19 protein-coding genes, 4 tRNA genes and 1 riboswitch are annotated in these 23,864 nt (G+C 59.7%); of the genes, 5 read left to right on the top strand and 18 right to left on the bottom strand.

From position 1 onward, the window contains the following. Positions 1-56: 56 nt before the first annotated feature. Both KGB07_RS01055 and KGB07_RS01050 read right to left on the bottom strand, forming a co-directional pair. Positions 57-4,646: a DUF5801 repeats-in-toxin domain-containing protein gene (locus KGB07_RS01055; protein WP_411741519.1), complete on the bottom strand. Its 4,590-nt coding sequence runs from the start codon at positions 4,644-4,646 to the stop codon at positions 57-59. Between the two features lie 271 nt (positions 4,647-4,917). Continuing rightward, a tRNA-Arg gene (locus KGB07_RS01050) sits at positions 4,918-4,994 on the bottom strand. A 290-nt stretch (positions 4,995-5,284) separates the two neighbouring features. Between KGB07_RS01050 and KGB07_RS01045 the strand changes: the two genes are divergently transcribed. Both KGB07_RS01045 and KGB07_RS01040 read left to right on the top strand, forming a co-directional pair. After that, entirely contained in the window at positions 5,285-5,518 is a 234-nt protein-coding gene (locus KGB07_RS01045; RefSeq protein WP_046042335.1) for a hypothetical protein, read from the top strand. 23 nt (positions 5,519-5,541) lie between these two features. Continuing rightward, on the top strand, positions 5,542-5,721 hold the full coding sequence (locus KGB07_RS01040; protein WP_046042334.1) for a PA3371 family protein: 180 nt from the start codon (positions 5,542-5,544) through the stop codon (positions 5,719-5,721). Positions 5,722-5,791: 70 nt separating this feature from the next. Here KGB07_RS01040 and KGB07_RS01035 read toward each other — a convergent pair whose 3' ends face one another. Beyond that, entirely contained in the window at positions 5,792-6,025 is a 234-nt protein-coding gene (locus KGB07_RS01035) for a hypothetical protein (protein WP_080925351.1), read from the bottom strand. Positions 6,026-6,135: 110 nt separating this feature from the next. Between KGB07_RS01035 and KGB07_RS01030 the strand changes: the two genes are divergently transcribed. Next, positions 6,136-6,462, top strand: coding sequence for an Arc family DNA-binding protein (locus tag KGB07_RS01030; protein ID WP_003178899.1), 327 nt, complete (start codon positions 6,136-6,138; stop codon positions 6,460-6,462). Between the two features lie 102 nt (positions 6,463-6,564). On the opposite strand, the gene mgtE is transcribed toward KGB07_RS01030, so the two are convergent. Next, complete coding sequence (gene mgtE / locus KGB07_RS01025; RefSeq protein WP_046042333.1) at positions 6,565-8,007, bottom strand: magnesium transporter; 1,443 nt, start codon at positions 8,005-8,007, stop codon at positions 6,565-6,567. Positions 8,008-8,329: 322 nt separating this feature from the next. On the opposite strand from mgtE, the gene KGB07_RS01020 reads away from it, so the two are divergent. Continuing rightward, on the top strand, positions 8,330-8,848 hold the full coding sequence (locus tag KGB07_RS01020) for a SmpA/OmlA family hypothetical protein (RefSeq protein WP_046042332.1): 519 nt from the start codon (positions 8,330-8,332) through the stop codon (positions 8,846-8,848). 19 nt (positions 8,849-8,867) lie between these two features. Here KGB07_RS01020 and KGB07_RS01015 read toward each other — a convergent pair. The 7 genes from KGB07_RS01015 to ltaE form a co-directional block, all read right to left on the bottom strand. Then, positions 8,868-8,944: transfer RNA gene (locus KGB07_RS01015), tRNA-Arg, on the bottom strand. Positions 8,945-9,016: 72 nt separating this feature from the next. Beyond that, a tRNA-Arg gene (locus KGB07_RS01010) sits at positions 9,017-9,093 on the bottom strand. 107 nt (positions 9,094-9,200) lie between these two features. Next, a tRNA-Ser gene (locus KGB07_RS01005) sits at positions 9,201-9,291 on the bottom strand. A 62-nt stretch (positions 9,292-9,353) separates the two neighbouring features. After that, positions 9,354-9,542 carry a carbon storage regulator CsrA gene (gene csrA, locus KGB07_RS01000; protein WP_002554426.1) on the bottom strand — a complete coding sequence of 63 codons (189 nt, stop codon included), beginning with the start codon at positions 9,540-9,542 and terminating at the stop codon, positions 9,354-9,356. Positions 9,543-9,730: 188 nt separating this feature from the next. Next, complete coding sequence (locus tag KGB07_RS00995; RefSeq protein ID WP_007971040.1) at positions 9,731-10,972, bottom strand: aspartate kinase; 1,242 nt, start codon at positions 10,970-10,972, stop codon at positions 9,731-9,733. Between the two features lie 91 nt (positions 10,973-11,063). Further along, on the bottom strand, positions 11,064-13,685 hold the full coding sequence (gene alaS, locus KGB07_RS00990; RefSeq protein WP_223464200.1) for an alanine--tRNA ligase: 2,622 nt from the start codon (positions 13,683-13,685) through the stop codon (positions 11,064-11,066). Positions 13,686-13,831: 146 nt separating this feature from the next. After that, positions 13,832-14,836 (bottom strand): low-specificity L-threonine aldolase, encoded by a 1,005-nt coding sequence (gene ltaE / locus KGB07_RS00985; RefSeq protein WP_046042329.1) that lies wholly within the window; start codon positions 14,834-14,836, stop codon positions 13,832-13,834. Between the two features lie 197 nt (positions 14,837-15,033). Further along, positions 15,034-15,203, top strand: a riboswitch (FMN riboswitch). A gap of 103 nt (positions 15,204-15,306) precedes the next feature. Between ltaE and KGB07_RS00980 the strand changes: the two genes are divergently transcribed. Further along, entirely contained in the window at positions 15,307-15,816 is a 510-nt protein-coding gene (locus KGB07_RS00980; protein WP_046042328.1) for a 6,7-dimethyl-8-ribityllumazine synthase, read from the top strand. A 121-nt stretch (positions 15,817-15,937) separates the two neighbouring features. On the opposite strand, the gene astE is transcribed toward KGB07_RS00980, so the two are convergent. From astE to KGB07_RS00945, 7 genes are all read right to left on the bottom strand, one after another. After that, positions 15,938-16,948 (bottom strand): succinylglutamate desuccinylase, encoded by a 1,011-nt coding sequence (gene astE, locus KGB07_RS00975; RefSeq protein WP_223464199.1) that lies wholly within the window; start codon positions 16,946-16,948, stop codon positions 15,938-15,940. A gap of 12 nt (positions 16,949-16,960) precedes the next feature. Next, the gene (locus KGB07_RS00970) at positions 16,961-17,251 is read right to left on the bottom strand and encodes a hypothetical protein (protein WP_046042326.1); all 291 of its coding nucleotides are present in this window, start codon (positions 17,249-17,251) and stop codon (positions 16,961-16,963) included. A gap of 61 nt (positions 17,252-17,312) precedes the next feature. Then, entirely contained in the window at positions 17,313-18,659 is a 1,347-nt protein-coding gene (astB, locus tag KGB07_RS00965) for an N-succinylarginine dihydrolase (protein WP_223464198.1), read from the bottom strand. Positions 18,660-18,822: 163 nt separating this feature from the next. Beyond that, positions 18,823-20,292: a succinylglutamate-semialdehyde dehydrogenase gene (astD, locus tag KGB07_RS00960; protein ID WP_223464277.1), complete on the bottom strand. Its 1,470-nt coding sequence runs from the start codon at positions 20,290-20,292 to the stop codon at positions 18,823-18,825. Beyond that, positions 20,289-21,314, bottom strand: coding sequence for an arginine N-succinyltransferase (gene astA, locus KGB07_RS00955; protein ID WP_223464197.1), 1,026 nt, complete (start codon positions 21,312-21,314; stop codon positions 20,289-20,291). Before astA ends, astD begins: the two co-directional genes overlap by 4 nt. Before the next feature lie 70 nt (positions 21,315-21,384). Then, a complete protein-coding gene (gene aruF / locus KGB07_RS00950; protein WP_223464196.1) occupies positions 21,385-22,404 on the bottom strand; it encodes an arginine/ornithine succinyltransferase subunit alpha in 1,020 nt (339 codons plus the stop codon). A gap of 211 nt (positions 22,405-22,615) precedes the next feature. Next, positions 22,616-23,836, bottom strand: coding sequence for an aspartate aminotransferase family protein (locus KGB07_RS00945; protein WP_046042321.1), 1,221 nt, complete (start codon positions 23,834-23,836; stop codon positions 22,616-22,618). Positions 23,837-23,864: the final 28 nt, after the last annotated feature.

Raw genomic sequence — 23,864 nt, 5'->3', positions numbered from 1 at the left:
AAAGAATGCGAGGGTGGTTTCCTAGGCCACCCTCGCATCCGTTCACGCGCAAAGCCTCAGGCGCTGCCAAAAAAGATGTCGGTATTCTGAACATGGGCCCCGACCACTGTGATGGTCGTTGCTTGTCCGCCAGACTCGGCAACCGTCACGACGCCGTTTGCGCCCGAGTTGTCGATCTGGACAACGGCGTTCGGGTCGCCGTTGAGCACCAGCTTGTCTTGCACGCCAGACCCCGTATCGAAGCCGGTGACCTGGTACCTGTTCTCATTGACTGACAGGTCGACGTTGAACGCATCCTGCTTTCCGATCGTGCCAGCCAGCGAGAAGTCGAAGGATGCGTTGGCCGGGTCGTTGGCGAACAGGTTGGCGTTAAACGTACTCGTCGCCGAATCCCCATCCTTGTCCGTCAACGTCGCGCTGAACGCCAGCTGGACATCGCTGGCCAGACTCTCGCTCTGCTGAATGAACTGGATCACCGGGATCTTGACATCGCCCCGGCCCATCGTCAGCTGAACAGCGTCGATCAGTACCGTACCCTCCTTCTGGACGAGGAAGGACACCTGGCCGCCAGCCTCCGACGTCAGGGTGTTCACCTCGACTTGGTTCGAATGCGTGCCATCCGCGTAGTAGATCGTGTAGTACAGATCCTCGGTCGCCGTGTTGTAACCCGCCACGGAGTTGTCGATGAAGACCTTCATGCCCGTCAGCAGGCTCTCTGGATTGATGACGAAACTTTCATCGGCGGCGCTGATTGCCGCCAGGTTATCGCCCTGGAAAACGTTATTGCCGACGCCGATGCCGGACGCGCTGACGTTCATGGATGCGGGGTCGATGTACGCCGGCAAGGGGTTGGTCTGTAGCGTGGCTTCGGTGGGGTCGGATGCTCCGAGCCCGATGCCGGTCAGGATGTCCGCAGGCAACGCAAGCGCCTTCGCGGAAAAGAACACGATCTCCTCGGAGGTCGAAGGAATAGCCGGGTTATCCGTGTGAGGGATTAACAATGTGCGCACCGAATCCGGGCCGCCGGCAGCGAGCGAGCCGTTTGCACTGCTAAGCACGATCGTCGAACTGAAGCCTTGCACCAGATCCAGTGCATAGTGACCATCGGCATAGGCGGTCAGCGTGTAGTCGACGTTGGTATCCGAGGTTGCGGTGTTGTTGTCGAAATCACCGGTCAACGTTCCCGCGAAGTGGTACGCGCCATTGGCATCCGGTGATTGCGCCAGCTCGTGGAGCGTGCCGGTCCCGGTCATGGTCGTGTTGTCGGGCGTGACGAGGGTGAAGTGGTCATTGACCAACGAGATATCCAGACCGGCCGCACCCAGCCCGTCGGCTCCCGTCGCCATATTCCAGAACCCGGATTGCGCAAGGACGCTACCGGTCCCGATCAAGTTGCCGAAACTGAGTGCCGGCCCGTCGTCCCTGAACACCAGGTTCTGCCCGATGTTGAGGGTCGCCTGGGCGCTGTCGCCGTCCCCGTCGGTCTTGATCGCGGTCAGCGTCACCAGGTTGTCCGAGGTCAAACTCGTTGAATCATCCGGATTGGTCGGGTCGAGATGCACCACGGCCCGGAGCTGGTCGAGCGTGACGCCGCCATTGGCGGCCACGCTGACCGTGAACACCAGCAGGTTGCTGAGGGCTGTATGCCCTTCCACCACCGTGCCATTGAGCGACAGGTTCACCGCCTGGCCCGAGGCCGTGTCCGTCAGCCCGGAAGCTCCTGCCACTACGCCCAGTGCATAGGTCAGCGTGCCGGCACCATCGGCGCCAAACGCCGAGTTGAAGTTGGCGGCGAAGCTCTGGGTATCGTTGGTCGTCAGTATCGTTTCGTCCACCGTCAATGTTGGCTCCGTGCCGGTGGTGGTAATGCTTGGCCCGTCGTCCTTGAACACCAGGTTCTGCCCGATATTCAGCGTCGCCTGGGCGCTGTCGCCGTCCCCGTCGGTATTGGTCGCGGTCAGCGTCACCAGGCTGTCCGAGGTCAGGCTCGTCGAATCATCGGGATTGGCGGTGTTGGCATGCACCACGGCGCGGACCTGGTCGAGCGTGACGCTGCCATTGGCGGCCACGCTGACCGTGAACACCAGCAGGTTGCTGAGGGCCGTATGCCCTTCCACCACCGTGCCATTGAGCGACAGGTTCACCGCCTGGCCCGAGGCCGTGTCCGTCAGCCCGGAAGCTCCTGCCACTACGCCCAGTGCATAGGTCAGCGTGCCGGCACCATCGGCGCCAAACGCCGAGTTGAAGTTGGCGGCGAAGCTCTGGGTATCGTTGGTCGTCAGTATCGTTTCGTCCACCGTCAATGTTGGCTCCGTGCCGGTGGTGGTAATGCTTGGCCCGTCGTCCTTGAACACCAGGTTCTGCCCGATATTCAGCGTCGCCTGGGCGCTGTCGCCGTCCCCGTCGGTCTTGGTCGCGGTCAGCGTCACCAGGCTGTCCGAGGTCAGGCTCGTCGAATCATCGGGATTGGCGGTGTTGGCATGCACCACGGCGCGGACCTGGTCGAGCGTGACGCTGCCATTGGCGGCCACGCTGACCGTGAACACCAGCAGGTTGCTGAGGGCCGTATGCCCTTCCACCACCGTGCCATTGAGCGACAGGTTCACCGCCTGGCCCGAGGCCGTGTCCGTCAATCCGGAAGCCCCGGCCACCACGCCCAGTGCATAGGTCAGCGTGCCGGCACCATCGGCGCCAAACGCCGAGTTGAAGTTGGCGGCGAAGCTCTGGGTGTCATTGGTCGTCAGTATCGTTTCGTCCACCGTCAATGTCGGCTCCGTGCCGGTGGTGGTAATGCTCGGTCCATCGTCGTCGAAGATGATCCTGGAGCCGATTTCGGTTTTTGTAATTGAGGCCTGGACCAGCGTGAAACCACCAATATCAAAATCGGCGTGCTCATTGCCCTTGGCAGTGACGGCCGCGCCGTTCTCGACGAGCACGCGGTTGTGGTCCGACGTAGTGGTGTATTCAATCTGGTAGCCGGCTTTAACGCCGGTGATGGTTGCGACCCCTGCAGCAATGCTGATGGTGATGGCCGGATCATTCACCGAGCCGTTTGAATTCTCGATCACCTGCCCGGTGCTATTGTTGAAGACTCGAACATTGGTGATGGCCACCGACGCATCACCCGCATACCCATTGATGAAATCCGCGCCAGGCTCAGCAGCGGTGCTGAATGCGCTGACTCTTACCACGGCACTCTTGCCACTTTGCAACTGCACAACGTCGAAACTGGCCATCTTCGCATTGAAGACGTCGGTAAAGTCGATGTTGGATTCAACATCGGCTTCGTTTTGACTGAGGTTGGGAATGGTTAGATCCTGCCTGGCACCCGTGACGAACGAAAAACGGATGCCTTCCTGTTCCGTAATCATCTGGTTGTTGGTGCCTAAGGTGGTCGGGTTAGCCGCCTGGCTGGTAATGATCGTGTCGCCAGTGTTTATATTGGCGCCGCTTGACTGGTCAGCGGGGTCCTTGCCGGTGGCGATGATGGTGGGATCCGTGATCCGCAACACACCAGCGTCATCGACAATGTTCGGATTCGCCTTCGTGAACATCAGGAACAGGTTCGAACCGGAGGGCACACCGGTCAGACTGAATTCCAGGTCCTGGCTAGCCCCGATGAAAACCTTATCCAGCAGATTGAGCGAATCATCGGCATTCGTCATAACGGGATGTTTGAGCGGTTGGTACTCCACGGTCCAGATCTTGCCACCCGTGGCCGGCGATCCGGTTTCATCAATATAGGCAGCGAACACGATCGCGCCGGTTGCACTCCCGGCTCGGCCCACAACGATGTTGTTGTTCGTATCCGTATAGAGAAGGATGCTGGTGCCATCGAGGGTATCCAGTCCGCTGTCCTCGCCATTGAGCGGTGCGCCAGAGAAGCCGACGAAGCTGATATCGATACTGCTTGCTCCGGGGTCAGCGGTGATGGTGAATGCATTGCTGCCGGTGTTGTCCGCGGCACCGGTATAGCCACTCAAGGCCGCCCCCGTGGCGGTACCTGCCCCCAGTGCGGCTAAACGGGTAGTGAAGATCGAAGGCAGGGACGCCACCAGAATGTCATTGTCGTCAGCGTCCCCCGCAGGGGTTGGAGTGGCAGTGGCGTTCTGCAATCCGGCCGTTTCGTCCAGCGTAACGTCCTCGCCGGTTGCCACGACGCCCAAAACGCTGTCCGTAAACGACATTGTCGCCACGGCGTCATCAGCGGTGCCGACCACTCCATCGGCGCCCGCAGCGGCCGCGGTGAGCAGAAACGTTGCGCCTGCCGAGTCGTCGGGATTCACGTACCACGAGGTGGTGACGCTGCCGTTGACTTGGCCATCGAGATCGCCGACGCCGCCGTCGGTCACGGACCAGGGCTCGTGACCCGCTCCGGTGTTGGTATCGAGCACATCGTCGGACGTACCCCACACGCCATCCGCGCCGGCACCGATAGCGTGGTCGACTTCGAGCGTCACCGTGCTGCCGGCGGCGAAACCGCTGGCCGTGATGATGGCAGTGCTGCCGGGGGCGTAGTCTTTAAGGTTGGTGGTGACGGTCGGAATGTAGGTAAAAGTCCAGTCGTGGTTGACGGGTGAAGGATGGTCACCGGCGTTACTGGTCAGGTCATTCGTTAGCGATGAGATTTTCTTGCGCATAGCCATGACTTTCTCCTGGGCGGGGTCCAGTCATCGGAGGTCGACCTTGGACCATTTTCTGATCTATTGGTCACAACTATGAACAAGCACCGCAGACGGCACATCGGCGGATACTCCCAGACGGGATGGGAGATTCAGACTACGTGGGGGAGGAGACGGAAAGTCGCGAAGGCAGGGTTGATGGCGTCAATAGATCCCGGGGACCTGGGCTTTTCGAACGTTATCTACAAATCGTGAAAAAGGAAGCGTTGAAACAGGCGGGGAGAACTGCGAAATATGGTGTCCCAGGGCAGGTTCGAACTGCCAACCTTCCCCTTAGGAGGGGGATGCTCTATCCAATTGAGCTACTGAGACACACGTTGACCGCGCCGATGCGCGGTGCGATGGACGGCGTGCATGTTAACGGCCGGGCTGGCTTTTGTCATGTCGTCCGTAGGCTTTTTAAGTGTAGGCAGACGCCTCGGCCGGGCGCGGACTTGTTTACCGTGCAAATTGCATCACTGCAAAAAGCCATCATTGCAAAATGCAATATGGCGCTTTACCAAAAATAACTTAATTCATTGTTTTTAAAGAATTTAATTGCCGATAAACTCTGGCATGCGAGCTGCTTCTGCTGTTCTCACAGAACAACCGAGGCCCGCCCCATGAAGAGCGCCCTTTCACTCTCCTATGCCATCGCACTGGCGGTTTTAGCGGGAGTTCATTTTGTCCCCGAGAGCAGCGCTACGCAGGCTGCCCAACACATGCCGCATTACCTTCAGTTGCAGAAGGCACCACAGCTGGCAGTGACGAGCGACCAGCACGGCTTTGTCAGTCAGGAGAACAGCCAGAAAAACACCCTGGTACCAGCTCCGTCTGCCGAACGTTTGGTATTTTGAATGACCCTCACCAGGAGTACAGCATGTCCAGATCAGCCGCGAGTTTCTTCATCCTCGCCTTGTCGAGCGGCATTTTTCATCTGTCATTGACCCAGGGCATGGTCGTCACCCTCCCCCTGATCGCCTGTGGCGTATTCAGCGCGCTGTTCGTGCTCGCATTGATCGCCGGGCGCAAGATCAAGTTTGATCCGGTACTGCGCTGATCCCGACATGGCAGACCCGTTGCAAGGGCCTGCCATCCATCCTGAATTCCCCCCATCCATACGACTCCCCCTAGTAAATCGGCCATTTGCCACTATTCTGTAAAAGACAAGGAACAGGGATCGAGTTCACTTTTTCCTGCTCGTCGGAAACCTTTCGTCGGGTGGAGAAAGCAGGAAGTGATGGGGCCTGGCCGAACTTTTCAAACCAGTCCGCATTTCTGATAATTGGTGCTGGCAGAACGCCTTTATCCAGTTCAATATTTGTCACAGAATTGACGCCAAGGATCTGGCTGCTTTGAGGCATGATGCGCGCCTCTATCAATTCAGGTTGAACATTTGGTCAGAGCGCTTGTCCTACCAGACATCCTGCGGCCAATCCCGAAAACCGCTCCCCTGAACTAACCGGTTAAATATATGCGCCCATTGAAACAGGCAATTTATTCCAGCCGTACGGCTGACAAGTTCGTCGTACGTCTGCCAGACGGAATGCGTGAACGCATTGCCGAGGTGGCTCGCAATCATCATCGCAGCATGAACTCCGAAATCATTGCGCGCCTTGAGCAGAGTCTTATTCAGGAAGGCGCACTGGGAGAAGAGTTGAGCATGCGCCTGGACAGCCCCGAGCTTTCCTTGCACGAACGGGAGCTGCTGCAGCGCTTCCGCCAGCTCTCCCATCGACAGCAGAACGCCCTGGTATCTCTGATCGCCCATGACGCTGAAATGGCCGCCGACGCGTCCTGATTCAGCCAGAAAGCCCAAGCCAGCCTGATCGCTGGCTTTTTTTTGCCTGAGATCCTGGCACAAAAAAAACCCGCCAAACGGCGGGTTTTAGTGAAGCGGACTTCAGAGCAGGAAGATTGTCGCCAGCCCCAGGAAGATGAAGAAGCCGCCGCTGTCGGTCATGGCCGTGATCATCACGCTGGCACCCATTGCCGGATCGCGCCCCATCTTCGCCAGGGTCATCGGGATCAAAACCCCCATCAACGCCGCCAGTAACAAGTTGAGTATCATCGCGGCGGTCATCACCACGCCCAATGACCAACTGCCATAGAGCAGGTAGGCAACCACACCGATCACCCCGCCCCAGATCACGCCGTTGATCAGCGCTACCGCCAATTCCTTGCGCATCAGGCGCGAGGTATTGCCGGTACTCACCTGGTCCAGTGCCATGGCCCGAACAATCATGGTGATGGTCTGGTTACCCGAGTTACCGCCGATCCCCGCCACGATCGGCATCAATGCCGCAAGCGCCACGAGTTTCTCGATCGAACCTTCAAACAAACCGATCACCCGAGAAGCCACGAACGCGGTAATCAGGTTGATCGCCAGCCAGGCCCAGCGGTTACGCAGGGATTTCCAGACCGACGCAAAAATGTCTTCCTCTTCACGCAGACCCGCCATGTTGAGAACTTCGCTTTCGCTCTCTTCACGGATCAGGTCGACCATTTCATCGATGGTCAGACGGCCGATCAGTTTGCCGTTCTTGTCGACCACGGGCGCCGAGATCAAGTCGTAACGTTCGAACGCCTGGGCGGCGTCGTAGGCGTCTTCGTCCGGGTGGAAACTCACCGGATCGCTGGCCATCACCTCGGCAACCTGTTTGTCCGGATCGTTGACCAGCAAACGCTTGATCGGCAATACGCCCTTGAGGACGCCGTCGTAATCGACCACGAACAGCTTGTCGGTATGGCCCGGCAACTCTTTGAGACGGCGCAGGTAACGCAAGACCACTTCAAGGCTGACATCCTCGCGGATGGTCACCATCTCGAAGTCCATCAACGCACCGACCTGTTCCTCGTCGTAGGACAGTGCCGAACGCACGCGCTCGCGTTGTTGCTGGTCGAGGGTCTCCATGAGCTCATGGACGACGTCTCGCGGCAGCTCGGAGGCCAGGTCAGCGAGTTCGTCGGCATCCATGTCCTTGGCGGCTGCCAGGAGCTCGTGATCGTCCATGTCGGCGATCAGCGTTTCACGGACCGAATCGGATACTTCAAGGAGGATGTCGCCGTCGCGATCGGCCTTGACCAGTTGCCAGAGCGTCAGACGATCGTCCAGCGGCAAGGCTTCAAGGATGTAGGCGACGTCGGCGGAGTGCAGGTCATCGAGCTTGCGTTGCAACTCGACGAGGTTCTGCCGGTGAACCAGGTTCTCGACCCGGTCATGATGCGGGCCTTCCTGGCGGTGAGTCAGGTCTTCTACAACTCGCTGGCGCTGCAGCAACTCAACCACCTGAGCCAGGCGATCCTGCAAGCTTTCCTGCGTTTTCTTTACTTCAACATCGGACATAGGCGAACTCCACTCCCAGCAGCGGGGCACGCCGGAAGGATCAATCAGTCAATTCATGATTGGTGAAACGGGGTACTGAGTAACTACTGGGTAAGTCCATGGAGGTATTCCACAAGCCCCGGCGGGGCTGACGGGCGCAATGATACACCGCCTGACGGTTTTAAACGTTAAAAAATCTCGGCTGAAACAAGCGCTTGCATAACAAACCTGAGCATCGTCCTGATCCAGGAAAATGCGACGAAGCATCCAGAAAAGAAAACACACCTCCTATTCGAAAATTGTAGCCGTTACCCTTGAAAAGGAACGTCACGGAGGACGCCTGATGCCATCAGTTGCACAATTCTTTTTGCTTTTCACCCTGCTCAACCCCCTGCCCTTCGCGCTCGCCACCACCGTTCAGCGCTGCGAGGCGGCCAATGGGCGCATTACCTTCACCACACTGGGCTGTGCCGCGGAAGAGAGCGTTTCACTCCAGGACGTCCGTGCCTTCACCCCTGGCAGCACGAGGGCGCTTTTGCCGCCGGCCGAACCCCGTGAAACATCAGGAATTAAAATCCAGAGGAAAGAGCCGACCGTGGTCGGTCAGGCGCAGGACAAGTGTGGAAACCTGATCAGTGCCAGAGAGCGCCGGGAGGCAATCATCAATCAGCGAGTGGTCGCCGGCATGAGCCAGCAAGACGTCGAAAGCGCCCTCGGCAAGCCGGACAGGATCAGTATTCGCAATTCAGCCACGAGCTACCGCTACGATACCCAGAGAGGTCGCAGCGCACAGGTGGAGTTCGACGAGAGGGGATGCACGAAAGGAAAAGCCAAATCCAAGACGGCAAAAAGCCCGCATTAAATGCGGGCTTTCTGTTGTATGGTGCACTCGACAGGATTCGAACCTGTGACCGCTCGGTTCGTAGCCGAGTACTCTATCCAGCTGAGCTACGAGTGCAATTTGTGTTTTTAGACCAGATCACAACTGGTTGAAGCCAAGTTACCTGCATTGCTGCAACTAACTCTTAAATGGTGCACTCGACAGGATTCGAACCTGTGACCGCTCGGTTCGTAGCCGAGTACTCTATCCAGCTGAGCTACGAGTGCATTTGTTGCCGCGCATTATAGGCCGTCTAATCTCTATGTCAAACACTTTTTCTAGTAATTTCAACAACTTACCGAAGAAGCCAGATTACAACGTACTACGCAAATAATGGCGGAGAACGGGGGATTCGAACCCCCGACACCCTTTTGAGGTGTACTCCCTTAGCAGGGGAGCGCCTTCGGCCACTCGGCCAGCTCTCCGCAACACGGGGCGTATATTAACCAGCTTCTTCCCCGTTTGCAAACATAAAAAACGATAAAAATTAATGGCTTGGTTCTTCGTCCTTCTCTTTCTTGATACGCAGGTAAATTTCTTCCCGGTGAACAGCCACCTCTTTGGGGGCATTAACACCGATGCGCACTTGATTTCCTTTGACGCCGAGCACGGTCACGGTGATTTCGCCATCACCGATAATCAGGCTTTCTGCGCACCGACGAGTCAGAATCAGCATACCTTTCTCCTCACGCATTACATTTCAGGGACAACAGTCTGCAAAAAAAAGGCACTCGACCCACAACCGGAGCGGTCGCAGCCCTACATGCCTGAGTATTGACTAGCGCGAGCAAAAGAACAGGCTCGAGGGTCACGCCATTCAAAAAAACAAAAGGCGCGGTCAGACCGCGCCTTTTGGCAAACGCATCACTCGCCCTGGCGGGCCGGTGCGTCCAGTTCGAAAGCCGTGTGCAGAGCGCGCACAGCCAGTTCCAGGTACTTCTCTTCGATCACTACGGAGACTTTGATTTCCGAAGTCGAGATCATCTGGATGTTGATGCTTTCCTTGGCCAGGGATTCGAACATGCGGCTGGCCACGCCTGCGTGAGAGCGCATGCCAACGCCGACGATCGACACCTTGGCGATCTTGGTGTCGCCCACGACTTCACGGGCACCCAGCTCGCCAGCGGTTTTTTCCAGCACGGCCTGCGCCGCCTGGTAGTCGTTGCGGTGCACGGTGAAGGTGAAGTCGGTAGTGTTATCGTGCGCAACGTTCTGCACGATCATGTCGACTTCGATGTTCGCGGCACTGATCGGGCCGAGAATCTTGAAGGCAACGCCCGGGATGTCTGGCACGCCACGGATGGTCAGCTTGGCTTCATCGCGGTTGAAAGCGATACCGGAAATGATCGGCTGTTCCATGGTTTCCTCTTCATCAATAGTAATGAGGGTGCCCGGACCCTCCTTGAAGCTGTGCAGTACGCGCAGCGGAACGTTGTACTTGCCGGCGAACTCGACCGCGCGGATCTGCAACACCTTGGAACCGAGGCTGGCCATTTCCAGCATCTCTTCGAAGGTGATCTTGTCCAGGCGCTGAGCCACGGACACCACACGCGGGTCGGTGGTGTAGACGCCGTCGACGTCGGTGTAGATCTGGCATTCGTCAGCCTTCAGGGCTGCCGCCAGTGCCACGCCGGTGGTGTCGGAACCGCCACGACCGAGGGTGGTGATGTTGCCGTGCTCGTCGACGCCCTGGAAACCGGCGACAACCACCACACGACCTGCCTTCAGGTCACCGCGAATCTTCTGGTCATCAATCTGCAAGATACGCGCTTTATTGTGCGCGCTATCCGTCAGAATCCGCACCTGGTTGCCGGTGTACGACACCGCCGGCACGCCGCGCTTGATCAGCGCCATGGCCAACAGGGCAATCGTCACCTGCTCACCGGTGGAAACGATCACGTCCAGCTCGCGCGGAACCGGTTGGCCGTCGCCACTGATTTGCTTGGCCAGATCGATCAGACGGTTGGTTTCGCCGCTCATTGCAGACAGCACAACCACCAGGTCATCGCCGGCATCGCGGAATTTCTTAACCTTGTCGGCGACCTGCTCGATTCTCTCGACAGTGCCGACCGAGGTGCCTCCAAATTTCTGTACGATCAAAGCCATTTCAAAGCCGCCTCTGCCCATGAAGGGCGCCCAAATAATCACTCAAACAGCGTTGCGGCCCACCACTAGACTGCGGGCCGCAAGCACTGCCTTAAAGACCCTGCTCTACAAACGGAACGGTCAGGGCCAGTGCCGCATCCAGTGCGCCAGCGTCGGTACCGCCGCCTTGCGCCATGTCTGGACGACCACCACCCTTCCCGCCCACTGCCGCAGCGGCTTGCTTCATCAAATCACCGGCTTTGAGTTGGCCAGTCAGGTCTTTGGTTACGCCTGCAACCAGAACGACCTTTTCCTCATGGACACTGCCGAGCAGGATCACTGCGCGGCCGAGTTTGTTTTTCAGTTGATCGACCAGCGCCAGCAGCGCCTTGCCATCCTGACCGTCCAGACGCACGGCCAGCACTTTCACGTCCTTGACGTCCAGCGCCTGGGCCGACAGATCGTCGCCTGCAGCACTGGCAGCCTTGGCTTGCAACTGCTCGAGTTGCTTCTCCAGCAGACGGTTGCGCTCCAGCACAGCCGACAGCTTGTCGATCAGGTTGTCGCGGCTGCCCTTGACCAGGCTGGCCGCTTCCTTGAGTTGTTCTTCCGCCGCGTTCAAGTAGGCCAGCGCTTGCGCACCGGTAACTGCCTCGATACGACGTACGCCCGATGCCACACCGCCTTCGCTGATGATTTTCAGCAGGCCAATGTCGCCGGTACGGTTGGCGTGGATACCGCCGCACAGCTCGACAGAGAAATCGCCCATGCTCAGCACGCGCACGTTGTCGCCGTATTTCTCGCCGAACAGCGCCATGGCGCCTTTCTGCTTGGCGGTTTCGATATCGGTTTCTTCGGTTTCAACTTCGGAGTTCTTGCGGATCTCGGCGTTGACGATGTCTTCCAGCGCTTTCAGTTGTTCAGGCTTGATGGCTTCGAAGTGGCTGAAGTCGAAGCGCAAGCGCTGACTGTCGACCAGCGAGCCTTTCTGCTGAACGTGATCGCCCAGCACCTGACGCAATGCGGCGTGCAGCAAGTGAGTCGCGGAGTGGTTCAACGACGTGGCGTGACGCACCTCGGCATCAACGTGGGTTTCGACCGGCGTACCGACGATCAGGCTACCCGAATCCAGGATACCGTGGTGCAGGAATGCACCGCCGGTCTTGGTGGTGTCACGCACGTCGAAACGCGCGCTGCCCGCCTGCAGGTAACCGCAATCACCGATCTGGCCACCGGACTCGGCGTAGAACGGCGTCTTGTCGAGAACGATTACGCCCTCATCGCCTTCGCTCAATACGTCGACTGACTGGCCATCTTTATACAGCGCAACGATTTTGGCGGAACCGCTGTGAGCGATGTAACCGGTGAACTCGGTGGCCACGTCAACCTTGACCAGGCTGTTGTAGTCCATGCCGAAGGAGCTGGCGGAACGGGCACGGACGCGCTGGGCTTCCATCTCACGCTCGAAACCTGCTTCGTCGATGGTCAGGCTGCGCTCGCGAGCGATGTCGCCGGTCAGATCCATCGGGAAACCGTAGGTGTCGTAGAGTTTGAACACCACGTCGCCCGGCACCACGTCGCCCTTGAGGTCAGCCAGATCCTGCTCGAGGATCTTCAGGCCCTGCTCCAGGGTCTTGGCGAACTGCTCTTCTTCAGCCTTCAGCACGCGCTCGATGTGCGCCTGCTGGGATGTCAGCTCAGGGAAAGCTTCGCCCATCTCGGCGACCAGGGCCGCAACGATCTGGTAGAAGAAGCTGCCCTTGGCGCCCAGCTTGTTACCGTGGCGGCAAGCGCGACGGATGATCCGGCGCAGCACGTAGCCACGGCCTTCGTTGGACGGCAGCACGCCGTCGGCGATCAGGAAGCCGCAGGAGCGGATGTGGTCAGCCACGACTTTCAGCGACGCCTGGGCGTCGTTGGTGCAGCCGATGGCCTTGGCCGAAGCGCTTAGCAGGCTCTGGAACAGGTCGATTTCATAGTTCGAGTGAACGTGCTGCAGCACGGCACTGATCCGCTCCAGGCCCATGCCGGTGTCGACCGACGGCGCTGGCAGCGGGTGCAACACGCCATCGGCGGTGCGGTTGAACTGCATGAATACGTTGTTCCAGATTTCGATGTAACGGTCGCCGTCTTCTTCCGGCGAGCCCGGTGGGCCGCCCCAGATGTCGGCGCCGTGATCGTAGAAAATCTCGGTGCAAGGACCGCACGGGCCGGTATCGCCCATGGTCCAGAAGTTGTCGGAGGCGTACGGCGCGCCCTTGTTGTCGCCGATACGCACCATGCGTTCGGCCGGAACCCCGATCTCCTTGGTCCAGATGTCATACGCCTCGTCATCGCTGGCGTAGACGGTGACCCAGAGCTTTTCCTTCGGCAGGTTCAACCACTTGTCGGAAGTCAGGAAGTTCCAGGCGTAGCTGATGGCATCACGCTTGAAATAATCACCGAAGCTGAAGTTACCCAGCATTTCGAAGAAGGTGTGGTGACGAGCGGTATAACCGACGTTTTCCAGGTCGTTGTGCTTGCCGCCGGCGCGCACGCATTTCTGGCTGCTGACGGCGCGGGTGTACGCGCGCTTTTCCTGGCCCAGGAAGCAGTCCTTGAACTGGTTCATCCCCGCGTTAGTGAACAGCAGGGTTGGGTCGTTGCCCGGAATCAAAGAGCTGGAGGCTACACGGGTGTGGCCTTGCTCTTCGAAGAAGCGAAGGAAGGCTTCACGGATTTCTGCGCTTTTCATTAGGTTCTTCCACGGAGGCTGCGGCCAAAGGCCTGTTCGAAACGTCAACAGACGAAGCGACGGCAAAGGGCCGCATTATATCGGCCCTACGCGCGGGGTACAGCGTGTTTATACGATAGAAACGGTCAATTGGAGTGCTAACGCTATCACTTGCGCGAAAAGTCGACGAATGTCGCGACGACCTGCTCGATTTGCGTGCGGCTGACGTCCATGTGCGTGACCATGCGCAGACGAGCGGCGGCACTGAGCTTGATCCCGCGCTCGGCGGCAAAGGCCTTGATGGCCTCGGCCTGTTCGCCCATCTGCACGTAAACCATGTTGGTCTGCACCGGTTCGACCTCGAACCCCGCCCCGCGCAGGCCTTCGGCCAGTAACTGCGCGTTGCCATGGTCATCGGCCAGGCGCTGTACGTTGTTATCCAGCGCATACAGGCCTGCCGCCGCGAGAATACCGGCCTGACGCATGCCGCCACCGACCATCTTGCGCAGGCGCCGGGCCTTGCCGATCAGCTCGGCCGAGCCGCACAGCACCGAACCGACCGGCGCACCCAGGCCTTTGGACAGGCACACCGAGACGGAATCGAAATACTGGGTGATTTCCCGGGCATCCACACCCAGTTTCACTGCCGCGTTGTACAAACGTGCGCCGTCCAGGTGCAGTTGCAAGCCATGCTCGCGGGTAAAACTGCGCGCCCGGGCCAGGTACTCCAGCGGCAGAACCTTGCCTTGCATGGTGTTTTCCAGCGCCAGCAAACGGGTGCGGGCGAAATGGAAGTCGTCCGGCTTGATCGCCGCCGCAACCTGCGCCAGGTCCAGCGAACCGTCAGCCTGCACTTCCAGCGGCTGTGGCTGGATCGAGCCAAGCACCGCCGCGCCACCACCTTCGTACTTATAAGTGTGGGCCTGCTGGCCGACGATGTACTCGTCACCGCGCTCGCAATGGGCCATCAACCCCAACAGGTTACTCATGGTGCCGGTCGGCACGAAGAGCGCCGCGGCAAAACCCAGGCGCCTGGCCAGTTCGGCTTCCAGGTGATTGACCGTCGGATCTTCGCCATACACGTCATCGCCGGTGGCGGCCTTGGTCATTGCATCGAGCATGCCGGCGCAAGGTTGGGTGACGGTGTCGCTGCGAAGATCGATAACGCTCATGAATCTGGCCTCGGTAAGCAGGGGAAATCCCTTTCAGGTAGGAATTACTGCGGGCATGGCGACGATTAATCAACCCTTGGGCTCGGATAATGCTCACTAATAAAGCGAAATACTCGATAGCAATCATCCAGAAGGGGCCATGCGCACACCGGAAATATGTGATAAAAACGCTGCGCCGCCAAACATTTGGGCGGCAAAAACGTTCTCAGGGCGGGGTGCAACTCCCCACCGGCGGTAATTGCGCGCAATGCGCATAGCCCGCGAGCGCTTGGTGACAGCATGGCTTCGGCGGTGCCGGCAGCAAGGTCAGCAGACCCGGTGTGATCCCGGGGCCGACGGTCATAGTCCGGATGAAGAGAGAACGGGATTGACAACAAAGGGCCGTCCGCCGGCATTCGTGCAAGCGTGCGTACCCTCAGATCCCCTTCGATTCATAACGCCCTGTTTTTCACACAAACAGGAGTCAGAACATGCAACCCACCGCAATCGACAGCAAAAGCAAACACCATCACGGCGAGCGCGTTGCGTTCATCCAGGCCTGCTGGCACAAGGACATTGTCGACCAGAGCCGTAAAGGCTTCGTCGCCGAAATGATTGCCCAGGGTTATCAGGAATCCGACATCGATTTCTTCGAAGTCGGCGGTGCCTTTGAAATGCCCCTGCACGCCAAGTTGCTGGCCAAGACCGGTCGTTATTCCGGCATCGTCGCGGCAGCTCTGGTGGTGGACGGCGGCATCTACCGTCACGAGTTCGTCGCCCAGTCGGTAGTCAGCGGCCTGATGCAGGTGCAACTGGAAACCGAAGTTCCGGTGTTCTCGGTGTCCCTGACCCCGCACCACTTCCATGCCGGCGAAGAGCACCAGAAGTTCTTCTTCGAGCATTTCCTGCATAAAGGCCAGGAAGCGGCGAAGACTTGTGCGGATACGCTGCTGAAGATCCGCTCGCTGCGTCGCAGTGAGCCGCGTGCGGTAGCCGTGTAATCACCGCAAAAACCTGTAGGAGCGAGCCTGCTCGCGAAGGCGGACTGTCAGTCGACGAATATGTTGACTGATACATCGCTTTCGCGAGCAGGCTCGCTCCTACATTGGTTTTGTGTTGGGCTTATGCCAGGTTTTCGTCCGTGGTCGGCACGACCAGGATGCCGGCACGCAAACCATTCTTCACCCTGGGGTTCGGGAAGATGATCCGTGCGCCCTCTTCCTCGATGATCCAGCGGGTGTTGGCGATGTCTTCCGCCAACAGATAACCCACTTCAAGCTCCGAAAAGTTCTCGATGTCCGCCGGCAGGTTCAGGCGGAAGCTGTCGCTGTGCTTGATGATTTCTCGCGCCACGCTGTACAGCTGCAAACCGTCCAGCGCGCCCTCAGTCAGTTCTGGTTCGGTGCCCTCGATGATCTGCTTGAGGCGCTTCTCCAGCAGCGAGACGTTGACCCCGTCGTTCTGACCGAACGGCCGCGCCTTGCCCAACTCCAGGGTAAAGGCCTCGGCACCCAGCTTGTCGTAGGTATAGGCGCTGAACACGATAGACGGCTTGTTCTGCAACAGCACCGCTTCCATGCCGGCAGCCCGCAGGCGCGCCAGTTCCTGACGCGAATGCTGGCGGTCTTCCTTCCACGGATACAGGGCGAACTGCTCGATTTTCGAGCCACGAATCGCCGTGTGCAGGTCGTAGTGCAGGCGCTGGCGATCCGGCAGGCTGAAGAAGCTGGCAGCCAAACGCTCCAGCTCACAGGCGCGCAGGGCTTCGCAACCGCTGCTTTGTTCGTGACGGCCATTGAACAGCCGATTGACGTCCTGCTCGACAAAACGCTCGCCCTTGCGAATCGCTTCGGGATTACCGAACAGGAACAGAATACGTGCGCGCGGCTTCAAGTCGCCGCGGGCAATGTCGTGCAACAGACGATCGAGCAGCTCGATCGGCGCTGTTTCGTTACCGTGGATCCCCGCCGACAGCAGCAGGTCCAGGCCGTTGTCACGGGCTTCAGGTGGCCGGACTTCCAGCGCACCTTCGCTCAACCAGCGCATGCGCACGCCTTCGACAGTCAGTTGAGTCTTCTCCGCCGGTTCGCGGCCGGCGAGGGTCAGTTCAAGCAGTTTGCCGAGGGCGAGCATAGAGCGGTTTCCTTAGTGGTCGTGGTTGCAATCCGGGCCGTGAACGTGATCCTCGTCGTCGCCGAGTTCAGCCGGTTCCATCTCCAGTTGCAGACTTACCAGATTAGTCGCCAATGGGCGCAACAGCAGGTTGGCGTACTCGGCGTCACCTTCCTCGACGTCCACGCCGATCAGCAACTGGCCACGGCCGTCCTGCTGGATCCACAGCTCTTTACCTTGCCACAGGACCGCGACGCGGGTGCAGGAAGTCTCCAGTTGCGTGCCGTCGGTGTCTTCAAGGATCAGCTGCAGGGTATCGCTCATGTCTTTACGCTCTCGTTTGAGATGAAGCAGCGCGCTGCCGTAGAAGGCAGCGCGCCGTCGATCAATTGATCTGGAATGGATAAACCGCGCCCAGTTTAAGGATTTGCGTCAGTTCATCCAGTGCCGTCCGGCACTCAAGCAGCAATTGCGGGTCCGCCAGATCGTTTTCGGTCATGCGGTCGCGGTAGTGCTTCTCGACCCATTCGGTCAGTGTGCCGTACAACGGTGCCGTCATGATAACCCCTGGGTTGACGGCCGCCAGTTCGGTTTCGTTGAGTGCGACGCGCAACCGCAGGCAAGCCGGGCCACCGCCGTTCTGCATGCTCTGCTTGAGATCGAAGACTTTCACTTCGCGGATCAGGCCGCCGGAGCTGGTCAAACCCTGCAAGTATTGCCAGACACGCTCGTTGCCACGGCATTCTTCCGGCACGATCAACAGCATGGAGCCATCAGGACGCGACAGCAGTTGGCTATTGAACAGGTAGGAACGAACGGCATCTTCCACGCTTACTGCGGAACGCGGTACGCAGACTGACTGAAATTTCCCACCGACTTTGGCGAGTTTGCTCTGCAGTTCAGCGAGCATCTGTTCGGTGTCGAGGAACGCGTCCTCGTGATAGAACAGCACTTCGCCATTACCCACGGCGATCACGTCGTTGTGGAACACACCCTGGTCGATCACCGACGGATTCTGCTGCGCGTAGACCACGCCGTCATCGCTCAAGCCGTGCAAACGGGCAACGGCCTGGGACGCTTCGAGGGTCTGGCGCGCCGGGTACTTCTGCGGTGCCGGGTAGCGGGTGTCGAACGCGCTGCGGCCGAATACGAAGAACTCGACACCGGCTTCGCCGTATTCACGGCAGAAACGCGTGTGGTTGGCAGCGCCTTCGTCACCGAACTGCGCCACGGCCGGCAAGGCGGCGTGGTGGGCGAAGTGTTTCTGGTCAGCGAACATCGCCCCCAGCACGCGGCTGGTGGTCGGGTGTTCGATGCTGCGGTGATATTTGCAGTTGAGGTTGGCGGCGGTGAAATGCACGCGGCCATCAGCGGTGTCGGCGCTCGGGCTGACGGTGGCGGCGTTGGCCACCCACATGCTTGAGGCCGAGCAACTGGCCACCAGCAGCGGCATCGCGTCTTTGGCAGCGCGCTCGATCACTTGAGCGTCGGTGCCGCCAAAGCCAAGGCGACGCAGTGCGGCCACATCCGGGCGCTCTTGCGGTGCCAGTACGCCTTGCTGGAAACCCATTTCCATCAGCGCTTTCATCTTTGCCAGGCCTTGCAGCGCCGCTTCCTTGGGGTTGGAAGACTGCTGGCTGTTGCTCTGGGACGCGACGTTGCCGTAGGACAGGCCGCCGTAGTTATGGGTCGGCCCCACTAGACCGTCAAAATTGACTTCATAGGATTTCATCAGCGAGGCTCCACGAGAATCTGTTGTTATAGGCTTCAGTAACTGTTCTTTGAGACCGCGTAGCGGCCATCGCGAGCAGGCTCACTCCTACAGGATTTGTGTCGCACACAAAATGTGTGTCCACCATCGAACCTGTAGGAGCGAGCCTGCTCGCGATTGGGCATCACGCCATCTTCACGCCAGGCGTCAGGGCGGCAGGCATCACCAGGCTCGGCGTCTCCAGCGAGGCCACCGGGTACGCGCAATAATCCGCCGCGTAGTAGGCGCTGGCGCGGTGGTTGCCCGAGGCGCCGACGCCGCCGAATGGCGCGCTGCTCGCGGCACCGGTCAGCTGCTTGTTCCAGTTGACGATACCGGCACGGCTTTCCAGCCAGAACTGCTGGTAGCGCGCTTCGGAGTCCGACAGCAGACCGGCGGCCAGGCCGTAGGCAGTGTCGTTGGCTTCAGCGATCGCCGCTTCAAAATCAGCGTAGCGGATCACCTGCAGCAACGGGCCGAACAGCTCTTCGTCAGGACGATCGGCAACGGCGCTCACGTCCAGGATGCCCGGGGTCAGCAAGGCCGATTGAGCCTGAGGCTGAGTCATTTCCAGCAGCGCCACGGCGCCATTGGCCAGCAGATGTTCTTGCGCATCCATCAACGCTTTCGCAGCGCCAAGGGAAACCACCGACCCCATGAACGGCGCCGGTTGCTGATCGAAGGCACCGACTTCGATAGTCGCGCTGACCGCCACCAGGCGCGCCAACAACGTGTCGCCCCAAGCACCTTGCGGCACCAGCAAGCGACGGGCACAGGTGCAACGCTGGCCGGCAGAAATGAACGCCGACTGAATGATGGTGTACACCGCGGCATCGAGGTCAGCGACCTGATCGACCACCAGCGGGTTATTACCGCCCATTTCCAGCGCCAGAATCTTGTCCGGACGACCGGCGAATTGCTGGTGCAGGTGATTACCGGTGCGGCTGGAACCGGTGAAGAACAGCCCGTCGATGCCCGGGTTCGCCGCCAGGGCGATACCGGTTTCGCGAGCGCCTTGCAGCAGGTTCAATACGCCGGCCGGCAGGCCAGCTTCGATCCAGCACTTGACCGTCAGCTCGGCGACTTTCGGTGTCAGTTCGCTTGGCTTGAACAGCACGCTGTTACCGGCCAACAGTGCCGGCACGATGTGTCCGTTCGGTAGGTGACCCGGGAAGTTGTAAGGACCAAATACCGCCACCACACCGTGAGGCTTGTGGCGCAGCACAGCGGTGGCGTCGCCCAGCGGGCCGCTCTTCTCGCCGGTACGCTCGCGGTAGCTTTGCACCGAGATCGCGATCTTGTTGACCATGCTGGTGACTTCGGTCGCCGCTTCCCACAGGGGTTTACCGGTCTCTTCACCGATGGTGCGGGCCAGTTCGTCAGCGTGATTCTTCAGCGCGGCGGCAAAGGCTTCCAGAACCGAAATACGCTCTTCCAGGGTACGCCGCGCCCAGCCCGGGAACGCCTGACGCGCAGCTTGCACAGCCGACTCGACTTGAGCGGCAGTGGCACCGGCGCCGGACCACAGCACTTGCTGGGTCACCGGGTTCAGCGACTCGAAGGCTTCGCCCCCACCTGCCAGCCATTCACCTGCGATGTAAAGCGACTTCATTATTTCGACTCCCGAGCTGCGGACAACGCCACGGCGCGCACTTGGTCGCCCGCGTTGAGTTGAAGACGTTTGGCGGTCTGCGGATCGACCACCAGGGTGCCGGCGGCCAAACGTGCTGGCGCAGCAGTGATCCGGCAGTCCTCGCGCTTGCGGTTGTGGATGATGAATGGCGTGGCGTCGTCACCCGGTGTGCCGATGGCCAGCACCAGCGCCTGGCTATCGCGTACGGCGCGAATCTTGCCGGTTTCGCACTCGATCGCAGGGCCCGCGTCGAAGATATCGACGTAGCCCTGGTAGCTGAAACCTTCGCTCTTGAGCATGGCCAACGCTGGCTCGGTGTCCGGGTGAACATGACCGATCACGTTGCGCGCATCCGGCGACAGGAAGCAGGTGTACAGCGGGAATTTCGGCATCAGTTCGGCGATGAATGCCTTGTTGCCAACGCCGGTCAGGTAGTCCGCCTGGCTGAATTCCATCTTGAAGAAGTGCCGACCCAGGCTTTCCCAGAACGGCGAACGCCCGGCTTCGTCGGACACACCGCGCATTTCGGCAATGATCTTGTTGCCGAACATTTGCGGGAACTCGGCGATGAACAGCATCCGCGCCTTGGACAGCATGCGGCCGTTGAGGCCAGTACGGTAATCGGCGTGCAGGAACAGCGAGCACAGCTCGGAGTTGCCGGTCAGGTCGTTGGCCAGGAACAGCGTCGGGATTTCGCGATAGATGTTCAGCTCTTGCGAAGCGCTGACCGTCAGACCGACCCGGAAGTTGTACCAGGGCTCACGCAGACCGACGGCGCCGGCAATGGCGGAAATACCCACCACGCGACCGTCGTCATCTTCGAGCACGAACAGGTAGTCCGCGTCGCCCCGCCCGGCTTCGCCGCGAAAGGTCTTCTCGGCCCAGCCGACCCGATGGGCCAGCCGCTCTTCGTTGGCCGGCAAGGTGGTCAGGCCAGTGCCGGTGCTGCGGGCCAGGTCGATCAGAGCGGGTAAATCGCTGCTGCGTACGGGACGAACGATCATGCTATCTCCTCAAACGGGCCGCCTGCGCCACCCGTGAAACTTCGCTGCTTTCTAGGCATCAATTGCGACGTTAAACCGCGACCAGGCGCACGCTGGCACCCTCGCCGACGCCCAGGGCTTCGGCCGCTTCCAGGTCCAGGGTTACCGGTTTGCCTGGCGCGTAATCGAGCTCGAGCATCACAGCGCGGTAGTCCTGCAACTGGGCATTGGCCACCAGATACTGGCGACCGACACCCTTGACCGGTTCGCCGATCTTCACCGGCACCACACGGCTCTGGGCGATCGAACGGATCCCCGAGACACGGGCGTGCAAGGTCGGGCCGCCGTCGAAGATGTCGATGTAGTGATCGGTCTCGAAACCTTCGCGCATCAGGATGTCGAAGGTGATCTGCGCCCGTGGATGCACTTGGCCCATGGCTTCTTGAGCGGAGTCCGGCAACAGTGGCACGTAGATCGGGTAATGCGGCATCAGTTCGGCGAGGAACGTACGGCTTTTCAGCCCGCACAGACGCTCGGCATCGGCGTAGTTGAGGTCGAAGAAGTTGCGACCGATGGCATCCCAGAATGGCGAGTCGCCGTTTTCATCGCTGTAACCGACGATCTCGGTCACCACGGAATCGGCAAAACGCTCCGGATGGCTGGCCACGAACAGCAAACGGCCACGGGAGTTGAGCTCCGACCACGGCGAACCCACCAGCTCGCGCTGCACATAGAAGCTGGTCAGCAAGCTGTTGCCGGTCAGGTCATGGCACTGCGAGAGCACGTGGATCTTGTTGTGAATCTTCAGCTCGCGGGAAGCGTGCACGAAGGTTTCGTTGCGGAAGCTGTAGAACGGCTCGGAATAACCGGCCGACGCCACGATGGCCGAGCAACCGACCAGCTTGCCGGTGACAGAGTCTTCGAGGACGAAGAAATAGCTTTCCTCACCATTGAAACTCACTTCGGCGGCGAACGAGGCTTCGCTTGCGGCGATCTTGTCGCTCAGGCGTTCAACATCATCCGGCAAGGAAGTGACACCAATCGGACTGTCCGCAGCCAGACGCTGTACCTCGCCCAGATCAGCCATTTGCGCAGGGCGCATCACCAGCATGGTGTCACTCCTTTTTCGAAAAACTCTTTGAGGAAAATAAGCCAGCCCTGCCTTTTGAAGACCTTGGTAGGAGCGAGCCTGCTCGCGATGGTGGGTCAGCAACAAAGATGTCGACTGACACACCATCGCGAGCAGGCTCGCTCCTACAGAAAAGCGGGACCGGCATCAAAATTGGGTTCGACGCCTGAAAGGTCAGGCATCGAAGGATCTATCAGGCTTGCGTCAGTTTTGCTGCGGCACGTTCGAAGCGGTCGAGACCGGCATCGATATCGGCGTCTTCCACCACCAGGCTCGGGGCGAAACGCACCACGTCCGGGCCGGCTTGCAGGACCATCAGGCCTTCTTGCTCAGCGGCGTTGAAGATGTCCTTGGCCTTGCCTTTCCAGGCATCGCTCAAGACGCAACCGATCAACAGGCCCATGCCACGAACCTTGGTGAACAGGCCGTACTTCTCGCCGATCTGCTCAAGGCGGGCCTTGAACTTGTCGTGCTTGGCGTTGACACCGGCCAGCACCTCAGGGGTGTTGACCACGTCGATCACGGCTTCCGCGACAGCGCACGCCAGCGGGTTGCCGCCGTAAGTGGTGCCGTGGGTGCCGACGACCAGGTGCTTGGCCAGGTCTTCGGTGGTCAGCATCGCCGCGATCGGGAAACCACCGCCCAGGCTCTTGGCGCTGGTCAGGATGTCCGGGGTCACGCCGTAATGCTGGTAGGCGAACAGATGGCCGGTACGGCCCATGCCGGTCTGCACTTCGTCGAAGATCAGCAGCGCGTTGTGCGCGGTGCAGAGCTCGCGGGCACCTTGCAGGTATTCCAGTTCAGCCGGGATCACACCGCTTTCGCCCTGGATCGGTTCCAGTACCACGGCGCAAGTCTTGTCGGAAATGGCGGCTTTCAGCGCAGCCAGATCGTTGTACGGCACGTGGGTGATGCCGGTGATTTTCGGGCCGAAACCGTCGGAGTACTTCGACTGGCCACCGACGTTCACGGTGAACAGGGTACGGCCGTGGAAGCTGTTGAGCGCGGCGATGATCTCGTACTTCTCGCTGCCGAAACGGTCGAAACCGACACGACGGGCCAGCTTGAAGGCGGCCTCGTTGGCTTCGGCGCCGGAGTTGCAGAAGAAGGCGCGGTCGGCAAAGGTGGCGTCGACCAACTTGTGGGCCAGGCGCAGGGCCGGCTCATTGGTGAACACGTTGGACACGTGCCACAGCTTGTTCGCCTGCTCGGTCAAGGCACCGACCAGCGCCGGATGTGCGTGACCCAAGACGTTGACGGCAATCCCGCCCGCGAAGTCGATCAGCTCGCGGCCGGACTGGTCCCAAACGCGGGAACCGGCGCCACGCACAGGAATGAATGCGGCAGGCGCATAGTTGGGAACCATTACCTGATCGAAATCGGCGCGTTGTACCGCAGCGTGCTCAACGGACATCGGAGTCTCCTGAAGAGAAAACACTCGC

The organism is Pseudomonas sp. GL-RE-26, assembly GCF_019956275.1.
GTDB lineage: Bacteria > Pseudomonadota > Gammaproteobacteria > Pseudomonadales > Pseudomonadaceae > Aquipseudomonas > Aquipseudomonas grandcourensis.
Note: the sequence above shows the minus strand (reverse complement) of the source record. Positions and strands in the feature narration are given on the sequence as shown.